Below are 11,745 nucleotides of genomic sequence, written 5' to 3' on the forward strand. Positions count from 1 at the left end.
CCGCCTCCTATGACCCCGGCTGGGCCGGGGTGGACGTCACAACCCCCGGCCCAGCCGGCCAGCACCACCTGACAGAGCATCACCCGACGAAGGGAAGACACGGTGACCACAGCAACAGCACTTCCCGAGCCCGAGGCCATTGCCGCGCGGGCCCGGCACATCCTGGACGACTGGCGGGCCGACACCGAGACGTCCACCGTCCTCGACGGCTGTGCCAAGTACAACAGCGAGTGGGACGACTTCTACGGCGGCCCGCTCATCAGCACCTACAGCGTCGAGAGGGACGCGCAGCACCTCATCGCCGACGCGCTCAAGGTGATGGCGCTCAAGTCGGCCGTGTACGAGCTGACCGGCGACGAGCTCCTCGCCGAGCTGCCCGTGCCCGTGCCGGTCGACGTCACCTGCCATGCGCTGTGTGCCCAGTTCACGGCCCTGTCTCGCATCCAGGGGCGTACCGGGCACCTGTTCGTGCACTCCACGGTGAACGAGCACGCCAACAACACGCCGTGGAACACCGGCGACTACACGCACCAGGCGTACGAGCTGGCCTTCGGCCCGGTCGACGAGCGGTACTGGATCCCGGCCGCCGAGGCCGAGCGGCGCCGCCAGGTCCTCGACGGCAAGTACGCCGCCATCGGCATCACCGACCGCGGAATGACAAGCGCCATCGACTACGCCGCGGCGTAGCCTCCGGCGCGGGTTCCGGCTCCGGCCTGGACGGCGGGGCGATCCGGTCCGGCTCCAGCCCCACCTTGTCGGGGTGCACGCACGCCGGTGTCCGGTCGTCCAGGGTGTAGCGGAAGCCGTCGGCAGGGTCGAACGGGCACTCCCACGAGGGGCGCGAGTAGACGACGAACGCCTCGCGCGGCAGCCGCTTCGACGGGCAGATGCCACATGCCGGATGGTCCTCGCCTTGGGCGAACGGCTCACTCATGACGGCACGGTAGCGGAGCCCGACCCCCCGCCGGGACCAGAACAACCGAACACGGACGGCGCTCACCCCACAGCGGTACGGGGTGAGCGCCGTTGCACGTCACGCCCTATCAGGCCCATTAGGCCCAACAGGGCTAACCGGGCGGTCGGGACGCCTGCAGCGCCGCCCGCTGAGAGGCCGTCAGGAGCCGTCGAAGAGGTCGCCGAGGTACCGCAGGATGCGGCGGCGGCCCGGGGCGTCCAGACCGCTCAAGGTCTCGACGCAGCCCTGCAGGGCCTCCAGTTCGTCACCGGACCGCTGTGCGGGCGGATGCTGCTCCTCGGCGGCCGCGCCGGGCGTCTGGCGGAACTCCTTGGCCAGTTCGGAGACCCAGCCGACAGACCAGCCGGTGGTCTGAGCGAGCTGCCGCACCGGAGTGCCGGCGGCGACCCCGGCGCGCACGGCCTGTGTGGCGTCGTGCTCCGACATCTTCGCGGGCGGGGGCACGGCCGTGGTGGAAGGCATGGGCCGACGGTAGCCGCGCCGTTCGGCACCGCCGGCGGAACGTCGCCCGGACGGGCTACGCGCCTCGGCCGTTCAGGTGCCGAAGCCGAGACCCGGGCGGCCGCGCTCCGCACTGCCCAGCCGCTCCGTGCGCTCCCGGTAGCGCTGCAGGCCGTCCTGGCGGGTCTGCTCGGCACGCAGGCGCTCCTGCCGCCCGCGCGCCACGCTTGCGGCGGTCACGACCCGCACGCGCACCTCGACCTCGAACGGGCCGGAGGCGGCGGCCTGCCCGAGGGCCTGCATCGCGTCGGCCAGCTGCGCGGCCGCGTCGGCCGGGTCGGTGAAGGCGGTCATCACGGTGGTCCTCTCTGCCGGGGGCTTCTGCAGGAGCCTCGCCGCTCCGGTCCAACGGAGGTGGCAGGCGAGGGAGATATCTCCCCGGCTCCCGCCCGGCGGGCAGAAAACCGCCGGTGTGCCTGTCAGGCGGGCCAACGGGGCTGACAACGAGGAAGGGCCCCGCGCGGCCGAAGCCGGGCGAGGCCCTGGACGAATCGGGGAACCGGTCAGCTGCCGTCGGAGTCTTCGGCAGGCCAGGGAGTGCCGGTGCCGGGAGTGGCGCGCAGCTCGGCGGCGCGGGCGCGGTCCCGCTGGATCCACTTGTGGACGTCGGCGGGGACGACTTCGTCTTCGCGGATCATCCGCTCGTACAGCGCCACCCGGCGCTCGCACATGTCGGCCTCCGCCCGGGGGTCGGGCACCATCTGCTCGTCGAGCAGCCGGCGGGCGATGTCCGACAGCCGCATCAGCATGGTGGCGGTGCTGTTCCGGGTGAGGGCGCCGGTCACCGGGTGTTCCTCGTCGGCCCAGCTGTCGCCCGGGACGGTGCGCTGCCGAAGCCACCCCTCCAGGTCCTTGGCCGTCTGCTCAGCCGTGCCGTAGTGCGGGCGGAGGTCGCCGTCGGCGTAGCGGGCGCCGTAGGGGATGCGCTCGTCGTCGGGGGTGCCGTCGGGGAGGTAGCGCTCGGGCTTGTCGAGAGGCGCGCGCCAGCGGGCGACGACGTCGGCGAACCGCTCGTGGGCGGTCTGGCGGGTGACCCCCAGGGCGCCGCCGATGTCCTCCCAGCTGCTGTGGCTTTCGCGCTCGTAGATGACCGCGCAGCGCAGGACGTCCTCGGCCCGGGAGACGAGGCGAGCGGCTTCTTCGACGTAGCTGCCCTGGCCGGTGAAGCTGCTCTTGTCGTACCAGGTGGCGACGCCGTGCAGGGCGGACTCGGCGACCTCCCGGTAGGCGTCGGACAGCTTGATGCGGGCCAGCGCCTGCTCGTCGTACGGGTGCGGCGGGTCCTGGACTGCCTCGCCGGGCGGGGTGCCGGTGGTGTCGGTGGCTGGTGCGTCCTCTTCGCTCATGCCGTCAGGTTAGACCTGACAGGCGGTCCGTGTCAGGTCTAACCTGACATCGCCCGCAAGGTCGGGCCACCCGTGATCCATTCCGATCAGGGGGCGGAAACGGTCGTTTTAGCCCCCGGTAGCCGATCCGATCCGATGAATAGCCCAAACCGGGCGGAAACCGGACATGGAACGGGTCGTGATCCATTGAATCCGTTCCATACTTGCGCCCCCCTATTTCGCCCCCGTAGAGTGGTGAACGGACGCCGAGCCACCCGGTCCGGCCGAACCGAGGGGAACCTCATGCCCTTACCGCGCTACGTCCTCGCCCCGGCCCACCTCACCGGCGACACCTTCGGCTGGCAGCTCAACCGCGACGGCCTGTTCCTGGACTGCCACGAGACCTTCGCGGCGGACTTCGACCGCGACGTCGAGGGCGCGATGGACTGGGCCGAGCTGATCATCGGCACCCGGCAGGACTGGCGGCACACCCGCGAGGGCGGCCCGGACCGGTGGATCGCCGCCGACGACCGCGCGGCGGCCGGCACCGACGTGCTGCGCTCCCTGGAGCCCGGCACGCTCGTGGTCGCCATCGGCCCCGGCGGGGCGGGCAAGAGCACCTTCGCGGCCGAGGCCGGGATCGTCACGGTGGTCAGCCTCGACTCCCTGCGCGAGCGGCTCGGCGACGCGGGCGACCAGTCCCTCACCCCGGCCGCCGTGGCGGAGCAGAACATCCTGCTGGAGAAGCACCTGAGCGAGGGGACCACCCTCTACCTCGACTCCACGAACGTGGAGGCGCGCGTCCGCGCCGAGCTCGTCGAGCGGGCCCGCCGCCACGGCCGCCCCATCGTCGGCCTGCGCTTCCTCCCCCACCTCGACACCTGCCGCGCCCGCAACCGCGAGCGGCCGGCCAACCGGCAGGTGCCGGACGACGTCCTCGCCTGGCAGCACTCCCTCGCGCTCGCGGCCACCCCCAAGGCCCTGCTCACGGAGGGCTTCACCGCCGCGCACGACATCGTCACGCCCCTCTGACCAGCACGCCCGACCGATCACCACCACCGAGGAGACCCCCGTGAGCCAGAACCCCGCCCGTCACCTGTCCGAGGCCGCCGAGGGCATCCGCGCCTTCAACCACACCTCCCGCTCCGTCGGGGACGACTGGGAGTTCCCCGGCCACGCGTACGACGCGATCGGGAACCTCTCGTACCTGGTCGGGATGCTGGGCCAGGCCGTCGAGCAGTCCACCGTGCCCGTGACGCACGCCTACAAGGGGGGCCACATCCTGGTCGACGGCGGCGGCAGCGCGAACGCCAAGGTCGCGGAGATGCGGACCGCCCGAGAGGAGGCCGTGGCCGCCGCCGCTGCGCTGACGGCCGCCGTGCAGCGGATGCACAACGCCGTCTCCCCGATGGGCATGGACACCACGGGCATGGAGTTCGAGGACGACGACCAGTGACCGACCGCCTGTACCTGCGCCACAGCACGGACAAGCAGACCGACGCCCGGCAGCGGCACGCCCTGGCGGCGCTGCTCGCCGCCGGCGCCCCGGCCTACGAGGACCCGGCGACCTCCAGCCGCGTTCTGTCCCTGTACCGGGCCGGGTTCAAACGGTTGCTCGACGAGGCCGCCGTCGGCGACACCATCCGGATCGCCGACGCGGCCCGCCTCTTCCGGTCGGTGGCGGACATCATCGCCCTGCGCCCGGTGCTCATCCGGCGGGGCCTGCACCTGCGGGTGGAGTCCGGGCTGTTGTCCGGGATCGACCTCGCCTCGGACGACACAGGCACCAAGATGATCGTGCAGATCCTCGCCGCGGTGCTGGAGTTCCAGCGCGACATGATCAGCGAGAACACCCGCGAAGGCGTCGCCGCGGCCGAGGCCGCCGGGAAGACCCTCGGCCGTCCGGCCGCGCTCGACCAGGGCGAGGTGATCGAGCTGGTGGAGGCGTACCGCGAGGGCGCCGCCGTGAAGGCCCTCGCCCGGCAGTACGACATCGCGCCCAAGACCGTGCGCCGGGTGCTCGACGCCGCCGGAGCCCGCGACGTGCCCGACGACCTGTCGACGCTGCTCGACGGCGACGACCAGGACGACGCCGCCGACGGCGGCCGGGACCAGGCGGCGGCCGCCGACCCGGTCGCGGTGGTCGACGTACCCGGCCTGGTCGCCGAGAACCTGGCCGACGTCGCCGACGGCGCGGTCCGCCAGGCGCTCGATGCCGGGCAGACGATCCGCCGGGGCCAGGGCTACTCGGTGCGGGTCACCGCGCCGGTCAGCGTGCACACGGCGATGATCGAGCACTCCGCGGCCGCGCTGATGCAGTCGCCCGCCGGCCGCAAGGCCCACCGGATCCACAGCGACCGTGTGGCAGCCGCCCGCGCCCACACCGCCTAACCCGCGTTCCAGGCGGAAAGCACAGCTCAGCCCCTGTCGGACCCATTAGCCCCAACGGGTCCGACAGGGGCTGACGTGTGATGCGGCCGCAGGTCACGAGGGCGAGGGCAGACGGGTGCGTCAGGGCGGCGGGTCGATCTGCCGCGCCGACTCGGAGCGCCGAGGCCGGACATCCATGTGCTCGCACGACCGCATCTCCCGGGGGAAGGCGACGCCCGTCGACGCCGTGAGGACCGGGAAGAATGCCCGGGCGTCCTCCGACTGCGGGGTCGTCGTCCAGCTGTACCCGTCACGGCCCTGCAGGGCGAACCGCACCATGCGGCTTCCGTACCCGTGGCGCTGCCACGGACCGGTGACCCTGATCTTCACGATCAGCCCGAGGCGGCACGTCTCACAGGCTTGCCAGACCAGCCGGGCGAAGTCGTACCCGTCCGGCGCCCGGCCCTGGATCTCCTGGAACCCGGCCGGGGAGGCGGGCGGCTGGTACCACCAGCTCTCCGTGTCGGGATCGACCCTCCACTCCAGGCTGCTCGGACGGACGACGGGCGCCGGCGTCGCGGTGTCCCGTCCGTGGAAGGCGTCGACCAGGCGGCCCCACAGCCCGCGCGGCCGGGCCGCCGCGTCCTCCCCTTGATGAGTCGTCATGACCACGACGCTACCGGTGGCTCCGGCGGCCGCCGGGCGACTTCGGAGCACGGCACGGGGCCCGGGCATCGCCATGACGACCCGGGCCCCTCCGTGCACGTGAACTACCGGGTCCAACGAGCCCGGCCGGGGCGGGTCACGCGGCCTGGCGGGTCTTGCCGTCGTCGACTCCGATCGGCTCCCACGTCCACTCTTCGCTCGGCTTCTGCAGCATCCACAGCGGGGCAGCGACGACACGCAGTCGGATGCCGCGTATCTGCTGGCGCAGGGCCTCTGTCCGCCGCTCCAGCGTCGCCTTGTCGCCGCCGTCGAGGACCAGGCGTATCAGGGGGAAGGACCGGCTGCGGCGGTAGCGCTCGCGCCACACGTACTTCGTGGTGCCGATCGTGCCCCGCTCGCCCTCGTGGTACGTGGCCTCGCTGTACGCCTGGTACGCCCGCAGCTTCGCCGCGAGCCGGGCGACGGACATGGTGCCGCGGTCGAACTCCAGGAACTCCACCTCCGCCCGGTGCGAGTCGCGGCGCAGCACGGCGTCGGTGACCACGCGGCGCACCTTGTCGATGCTGTGGTCGACCTCCACCTCCCAGTCCAGCAGGTGACCGCCGAAAGCGAGCATCACTTCGGTGACGCCCAAGCCGTGCGCGGCGAGGCCGGCGGCGATGGCCCTCTCGCCGGTCGCGGCGTGCGGGCGGACGGGGACGTCGCCGCCTTCGGCAACGGCGCGCTGGCCGCTGGTGGTCAGGTGCCAGACCTTGGACCGGCCGTGCCGACCGTGGCCGACCAGCCCGAGCGCCTCCAGGTCCCGCAGCGCCCGCAGGGTGTAGCCGACGCCGACGCGGTTGTCGGTGACGACCATGGAGAGCTGGTCGGCGGTGGCGATCCGCACACAGGACAGGGCAAGCATCACGGCACCGCGGATCCGGGCGGTTGAGGTGAGTTTCCTCTGACCAGCAGAAGCCGAAGCAAGAGCTGGAATAGAGGTGTCGGCACCCGAAAGACCCCCTTGACCGATGCGCTGACCTGCGGATTCGCCGGATTCTCCGGGAAGAGCCGCAGGCCCGGGGGCGGTCCCGGAGCCGGGCTCGGTGGCGGACGGCTCACAGGCCCGCTCGCGTGCAGTGTCCTCGCGGTCGTCGTCGGTGTTGTCGTACACGGCGGTACTCCTTCGAGATGATGGCGCGGACCTCCGGACAGAAATCCGCTGCTCATCTCCTATGGGTGTTCGAAAGTCGATCCGTGTGACACTCACCGCCGAAAATCTCACCGGGCACGCCAAGGGGACAGTCATGGAGCCGCTGGGGCAGGCACAGCCCGGCGTCGAGCAGCGCGCCGAACAGGCCGTCGAGAGCGCCTGCCACCTCGCCGACACCGCAGGCCCGGGCGCCTGGAACACGGCGGCCGCCGAGGACGCCCTGGACGCGATCGACACGCTCGCCGAGGCCCTGGGGACCATCGGCCCGGAGATCGCCGAGGCGCTCGCCGCGGTGGCGGCCGCGACCACCCAGGCCCGCCGACGCCTGGAGATCTCCGTGGACGCCGAGCCGGAGACGACCGCGCCCGTCGTGCCCATCGCCCCGCGTACGGCCAGCCGTCCCCGGCGACGCGGCCTCGGGCCCGGCTTCCAGGGCGTCCGTACGGGCCTGTGACGCCCTCACACGCAGAACGGGCCCTATTAGACCTGTTGGGGCTAACAGGTCTTACAAGGGCCCGTCTGCGGTTTCACGAAGGGGTCTGAAAGCGGGTCTGTCGGGTCTGACAGCGGGTCTGAAGGCGGGCCTGTCAGGCGTCCGGCACCACGGCCACCGCGGCGATGACGCTGCCGGCGGGCGGACCGGCCACCGGATCGCCCGGCGCGGGCGGGGTCGGCGTGAACGTGGTGCCCCGGCCCTCGGACATGCGGATCAACACCTGCCTCGCGGATTCGCAGTCGCCGAGGGCGCGGTGGCTGCCGCCGAGCCGGAGCCACCGGAAGGCGCCGACCCAGCGCCGGTACGCCTCCATGAGGCAGTACCAGGAGTCTTCGGGTTCCAGGTGCAGCGGCTTCTTCCCGGTCCGCTTGACGTCGCCGAGCACGATCCGGCGGTCGAAGGCCGAGCTGTACGCACAGATGATCTTCCCTTTGGTGACCTGGCGGAGCCGGGGGAGGACCTTCTCGAAGGGCCGGGCGTCGGCCACCATCTCGTCGGTGATGCCGTGGACCCAGCGGGCGCCGTCGCTGATCGGCTCGGTCGGCCTGACCAGGGTGTCCATCAGCTTCTTGCCGGTGGCCGCGTCGATCACGGCGACCTCGATCGTCTGCCCGTCCAGGTCGGTGGTCTCCGTGTCGAGGATGACCGCGACGTCGGGCTGCAGGAGCTCGCGCGCGGCGCGGGTCACCTCTCCCCACACCGGGCACAGGGTGATCTCGCTGGCGTACGGGGCGGCCGCCGGGTCGGCGAGCAGCTCCCGCCGGACCTCATCCTCGGTCGGCCTGTCCTCGACGCGCTCCCAGTCCAGTTCCCAGCCGCCGGAGTACGGGGAGTTCCAGGCCCACACCGTCGTACGGTGCCGGTCGGCCAACCCCTGCGCGAAGCCTTTCACCACGGCGGAGCGGGTGGGCGCGAGGGCCGCGTACTCGCGCAGCGGCGAGGCCGTGCCCTTGGGCAGGCCCCGCACGGACTCCCAGTCCACGCCCGGCATGTCCCGCACCGCGCGGACGTCGCCGAGCCGGTACAGCGCGACCGTGACGGTGCGGTGCCGGCCGACCTCACGCTCGTAGGTGTCGGCCGGGGCGATCCACCCGGCGGCCTCGACGTACCGCCAGTCGGCCGGGTGCCGGATCTCCAGGACGTCGGCGGCGGCCTGCGCGGTGATGTACTGCTCGCCGTCCGCCTCGGCGGCCAGCGCCTCCAGGTCGGTGATCAGGTAGCGGCGGCCCTTGCCCAGGGTGATGCGCCCCTCGGCGCCCATCCGCTCGATGTCCCGCCAGTGCCAGCCGATCCGCTCGGCCGCCGCGTCCCTGGGGACGCTCGCCGCCTCCCACGCGAGCCGTTCGGCGACCACGCCGCGCACCAGGTCCTCGTCGAGGGCGAGCGCGGCCGCCGTCGCGTACATCGGCCACCCCTTGTAGGAGTCGACCGCGACCAGGTGCTGGCCTGCGACGAGCTCGTCAACGTCGGAGGCGGTCACCTGCTCGCCGATGTGGTCGGAGAGCAGGCCCGCGATCCGGCGGGCACCCAATGCCTCCGGCAGCGCCGGCGTCTCCTCGGCGGCCGTCTCCGTGGCCACGGTCTGCGTGGTCGTCTCGGTCATCAACGCTCCTTCGTCGGTGTGGTGGTGGTGGCGGTGGCCAGCAACTGGCGGCGCGGGGCGGGCCAGATCAGGCTCAGGTACTGCCAGTTGCCGCCCGCATAGCTGATGTCGACGTTCGCGTCGGTCACTTCGTACGGCGTCTGGCCGGGGACGTCGATCCGCACCGAAGCCCGGGGCCACGGGATGCCGTCGCGGCCCTCGGCGGCGATGTAGCCGCCGAACTCCTCGTACTGGTCGTACCGGTCCCCGGGGCCGGGTACGCGCAGGTCCGGGATGTACGCGGTGACTGTCTGCCCGCCCTCGAAGGTCAGGGTGGCGGGCTCGGCCGGGGTGGTCTGGGGGAGCTTGCCGAGGGCCCGCAGCCACTGTTCGGCGGCCGCGAGGGGGAAGGTGGGGCTCTCGGCGGTGCCGCCGGTGGCGTCGAGACCGCCGTGGCGGCGGCGCCAGTTGACGACCGCCACGCGGCCGACACCGGCCATGCGCGCGATCTGGGAGAGGTTCACGTCGTCGGTGCTGGGCACGGTTCTCCTTCTGCTCGAAGGGGGTGGGGTGGCTGGGCCGGGTGGCTGCTGGGGGCCTTCGCCGGCCCCCAGGCCCCCGCTCCCCCGGCACCGACCGGCGCGGGCAGCGCTCCCGTGGTGCGGGTGCGTGCGCGCCGGACGGCACCGGGGCTGTGGCCCCTGAGCTGGGCAGGTTTCAGTTTTCCGACCGGAAATGAGGCGGTCTCAGTCGCCGTCCGGATCGGGGGCGGTGTTGCCGGTGTCGAGCCGGAGGTAGGTGAAGCCGCTGTCGTACGGCTCCGGCTCGGTGAGGTTGAACTCCCGGCGCAGGACGTCGACGACCAGGGCGACGGTGGCGTCGTCGGCCCCGATACGGATGTCGGCGATCCCGGGCAGGTGCTGGCGCGGGCGGCGTTCACGGCGGGCCATCAGTGGAAGCTCACGCGCGCCACGACCGCCAGGAGCTCACCCGCGTCGCCCGCGGCCTGCAGCGCCCGGTTGTCGGCCTCCTTGACCGGCCCGGCGACCAGGACGTGCTGCGCCTGGTCGAGCAGCGACCACCATTCCGCCGGCAGGCTCACCTTCTGCGCAGCCCGCCACAGCTCGATGTCGTCCTCGCCGTCCGGGCCGACGCGGACCAGGCCCTCCAGCGACCGGTCGGCGATGTTCGCCCGCAGCCGCCAGTGCGGATCCATGTCCGGCATCCCGTGCAGGCCCCAGTGCTCCCAGTCGGTGCGCCGCTCCAGGTCCTCGATCCCGGCGCCCTCGGTCTCCGGGTACAGCGTGAGCATCGGCAGCGGGCGGCCCTCGGGCGTCGCCGTCTGCCCGATGAACACCCCGTAGTTCTCCGCCAGGTGGTAGGTGTCGATGCCGTCCAGGTCCACGTCGAGGTCGTCCAGCGTGAACACGTCGATCCCCGCCTTGCGGAAGGCGTCCATGGGGTCGGCCGGACGCTGGCGCGGCGGCAGATCCGGCGACCCGACGAACTTGACCATGTCGGCGATCTGCTCCTCGGGAACACCGCCCGCGGCCCAGTGGTCGAGCGCGTCCTCCAGGAGCTCCGACACCTGCTCGTCAGTCATCGCCTCGACCGCGGCGAGCGCCTCGATGCCGCTGTTCCTGGCCTTCGCGTCGCGGGCCAGCGGAGCCCACTCACGCGTGGTGGCGGAGGCGAACATCCCCACCGTGGGCACCAGGCCGAAGACGACCCCGGCGAGCGCCGCCAGCGTCGGCCGGTCCTGCCGCGCCCTCTTCGCCAGCGACTTCTGGCACGGCCCGCACCCGGCCCGGCACGCGGCGACGAGCCGGGCGGCCAGGTCGAGGTCGAGCACCCGCCCGGCGCCGTGCGGCACCAGGGGCAGGACGTCCATGTCCGGCAGCGGCGTGTGCGTGTGCGTGGTGCCGGCGGCCGCCGACGCGTGTGCGGCTCCGGTACGGCGCGACTTCTGGCGGGCGCGCTGTTTCTTCCCGTGCTTCTTGACCACGAGTTCTCCTCAATGGCGTGCAAGCGGTTACCCATGACCCGATGCACGCGAGCAAGAACGTGGTGAACTGCGCGGGCATACGGAAGTTCGTCGGTGAAGACGAAGGTGTTGCTCTCCGCACTGATGCGCTGGGACCTCTTCTCGAGGGTCCTGGCACCTTCGCCTCAGATAGCTCCCAGTCATGGGCTGAGGCTTAGCTTGGGCCCGTGCGAGGGCCGTGCACAGCACGGTACCGCCCACTGCTGACAGCGGGCGTCGGAACGCGCGAGATCCGCCCGAAAGAGGGCGCCGGACAAACTCCGGAGTTCGCCGGCGGGCAACTCCCGTCGGCCGGGCGGGGTGTAAACGGACCTGTAAACCAGGGTGTGACAGACGCTGTCCCGCACACCCGCTCCGACCTGCGCGTCCTGCCCCCCAGACATGAACCCACCCACTCCCTTCGTCCCTCAAGAAGTGGGTGGGTTCATCTCAGGTGGTCAGGAAGGTCGGAGCGGGTGTGCGGGACAGCGTCTGTCACACCCTGGTTTACAGGTCCGTTTACACCCCGCCCGGCCGACGGGAGTTGCCCGCCGGCGAACTCCGGAGTTTGTCCGGCGCCCTCTTTCGGGCGGATCTCGCGCGTTCCGACGCCC

15 protein-coding genes are annotated in these 11,745 nt (G+C 72.3%); 5 read left to right on the forward strand and 10 right to left on the reverse strand.

All coding sequences use genetic code 11. From position 1 onward, the window contains the following. The first annotated feature begins 102 nt into the window (after positions 1-102). Positions 103-687, forward strand: a complete 585-nt coding sequence (locus tag AOK08_RS01680; protein WP_107100829.1) for a hypothetical protein — start codon at positions 103-105, stop codon at positions 685-687. Here AOK08_RS01680 and AOK08_RS42590 read toward each other — a convergent pair. The 4 genes from AOK08_RS42590 to AOK08_RS01695 all read right to left on the reverse strand — a co-directional run bounded on the left by AOK08_RS42590 (position 641) and on the right by AOK08_RS01695 (position 2,823). Further along, positions 641-934, reverse strand: a complete 294-nt coding sequence (locus tag AOK08_RS42590; protein WP_079053763.1) for a hypothetical protein — start codon at positions 932-934, stop codon at positions 641-643. The genes AOK08_RS01680 and AOK08_RS42590 overlap by 47 nt on opposite strands. Positions 935-1,114: 180 nt before the next feature. After that, the gene (locus AOK08_RS01685) at positions 1,115-1,438 is read right to left on the reverse strand and encodes a hypothetical protein (RefSeq protein ID WP_055522911.1); all 324 of its coding nucleotides are present in this window, start codon (positions 1,436-1,438) and stop codon (positions 1,115-1,117) included. 72 nt (positions 1,439-1,510) lie between these two features. Next, on the reverse strand, positions 1,511-1,774 hold the full coding sequence (locus AOK08_RS01690; RefSeq protein WP_157876525.1) for a hypothetical protein: 264 nt from the start codon (positions 1,772-1,774) through the stop codon (positions 1,511-1,513). Between the two features lie 206 nt (positions 1,775-1,980). After that, positions 1,981-2,823: a hypothetical protein gene (locus tag AOK08_RS01695; RefSeq protein WP_055522914.1), complete on the reverse strand. Its 843-nt coding sequence runs from the start codon at positions 2,821-2,823 to the stop codon at positions 1,981-1,983. A 282-nt stretch (positions 2,824-3,105) separates the two neighbouring features. Here AOK08_RS01695 and AOK08_RS01700 point away from each other — a divergent pair, with 282 nt between their 5' ends. From AOK08_RS01700 to AOK08_RS44365, 3 genes are read left to right on the forward strand one after another with little or no spacing between them, the layout of a single operon-like run. Beyond that, the gene (locus AOK08_RS01700; protein WP_055522916.1) at positions 3,106-3,834 is read left to right on the forward strand and encodes an ATP-binding protein; all 729 of its coding nucleotides are present in this window, start codon (positions 3,106-3,108) and stop codon (positions 3,832-3,834) included. Between the two features lie 40 nt (positions 3,835-3,874). Next, on the forward strand, positions 3,875-4,258 hold the full coding sequence (locus tag AOK08_RS01705) for a hypothetical protein (RefSeq protein WP_055522917.1): 384 nt from the start codon (positions 3,875-3,877) through the stop codon (positions 4,256-4,258). Further along, positions 4,255-5,193 (forward strand): recombinase family protein, encoded by a 939-nt coding sequence (locus AOK08_RS44365; protein WP_107100830.1) that lies wholly within the window; start codon positions 4,255-4,257, stop codon positions 5,191-5,193. The genes AOK08_RS01705 and AOK08_RS44365 overlap by 4 nt, the downstream gene beginning before the upstream one ends. 120 nt (positions 5,194-5,313) lie before the next feature. On the opposite strand, the gene AOK08_RS01715 is transcribed toward AOK08_RS44365, so the two are convergent. Both AOK08_RS01715 and AOK08_RS42595 read right to left on the reverse strand, forming a co-directional pair. Further along, positions 5,314-5,838, reverse strand: coding sequence for a hypothetical protein (locus AOK08_RS01715; protein ID WP_157876526.1), 525 nt, complete (start codon positions 5,836-5,838; stop codon positions 5,314-5,316). 136 nt (positions 5,839-5,974) lie between these two features. Next, positions 5,975-6,742: a replication-relaxation family protein gene (locus AOK08_RS42595; protein WP_055522921.1), complete on the reverse strand. Its 768-nt coding sequence runs from the start codon at positions 6,740-6,742 to the stop codon at positions 5,975-5,977. Between the two features lie 334 nt (positions 6,743-7,076). On the opposite strand from AOK08_RS42595, the gene AOK08_RS01725 reads away from it, so the two are divergent. Continuing rightward, positions 7,077-7,484 carry a hypothetical protein gene (locus AOK08_RS01725; protein ID WP_241826771.1) on the forward strand — a complete coding sequence of 136 codons (408 nt, stop codon included), beginning with the start codon at positions 7,077-7,079 and terminating at the stop codon, positions 7,482-7,484. A 133-nt stretch (positions 7,485-7,617) separates the two neighbouring features. On the opposite strand, the gene AOK08_RS01730 is transcribed toward AOK08_RS01725, so the two are convergent. The 4 genes from AOK08_RS01730 to AOK08_RS01745 all read right to left on the reverse strand — a co-directional run bounded on the left by AOK08_RS01730 (position 7,618) and on the right by AOK08_RS01745 (position 11,113). Then, positions 7,618-9,129, reverse strand: coding sequence for a 3'-5' exonuclease (locus AOK08_RS01730; RefSeq protein ID WP_055522924.1), 1,512 nt, complete (start codon positions 9,127-9,129; stop codon positions 7,618-7,620). Next, complete coding sequence (locus tag AOK08_RS01735) at positions 9,129-9,650, reverse strand: hypothetical protein (protein ID WP_055522925.1); 522 nt, start codon at positions 9,648-9,650, stop codon at positions 9,129-9,131. The genes AOK08_RS01730 and AOK08_RS01735 overlap by 1 nt, the downstream gene beginning before the upstream one ends. Positions 9,651-9,854: 204 nt before the next feature. Continuing rightward, positions 9,855-10,058 (reverse strand): hypothetical protein, encoded by a 204-nt coding sequence (locus AOK08_RS01740; protein WP_055522926.1) that lies wholly within the window; start codon positions 10,056-10,058, stop codon positions 9,855-9,857. Next, positions 10,058-11,113, reverse strand: coding sequence for a hypothetical protein (locus AOK08_RS01745; RefSeq protein WP_055522927.1), 1,056 nt, complete (start codon positions 11,111-11,113; stop codon positions 10,058-10,060). The genes AOK08_RS01740 and AOK08_RS01745 overlap by 1 nt, the downstream gene beginning before the upstream one ends. Positions 11,114-11,745: the final 632 nt, after the last annotated feature.

Source organism: Streptomyces graminilatus, from assembly GCF_001418565.1.
GTDB lineage: Bacteria > Actinomycetota > Actinomycetes > Streptomycetales > Streptomycetaceae > Streptomyces > Streptomyces graminilatus.

Excerpts from the sequence above, each read along its gene's own strand:
- AOK08_RS42590 (WP_079053763.1), bottom strand. The coding sequence starts at position 934 with ATGAGTGAGCCGTTCGCCCAAGGCGAGGACCATCCGGCATGTGGCATC.
- AOK08_RS01685 (WP_055522911.1), bottom strand. The coding sequence starts at position 1,438 with ATGCCTTCCACCACGGCCGTGCCCCCGCCCGCGAAGATGTCGGAGCAC.
- AOK08_RS01695 (WP_055522914.1), bottom strand. The coding sequence starts at position 2,823 with ATGAGCGAAGAGGACGCACCAGCCACCGACACCACCGGCACCCCGCCC.
- AOK08_RS01700 (WP_055522916.1), top strand. The coding sequence starts at position 3,106 with ATGCCCTTACCGCGCTACGTCCTCGCCCCGGCCCACCTCACCGGCGAC.
- AOK08_RS01715 (WP_157876526.1), bottom strand. The coding sequence starts at position 5,838 with ATGACGACTCATCAAGGGGAGGACGCGGCGGCCCGGCCGCGCGGGCTG.
- AOK08_RS42595 (WP_055522921.1), bottom strand. The coding sequence starts at position 6,742 with ATGCTTGCCCTGTCCTGTGTGCGGATCGCCACCGCCGACCAGCTCTCC.
- AOK08_RS01730 (WP_055522924.1), bottom strand. The coding sequence starts at position 9,129 with ATGACCGAGACGACCACGCAGACCGTGGCCACGGAGACGGCCGCCGAG.
- AOK08_RS01740 (WP_055522926.1), bottom strand. The coding sequence starts at position 10,058 with ATGGCCCGCCGTGAACGCCGCCCGCGCCAGCACCTGCCCGGGATCGCC.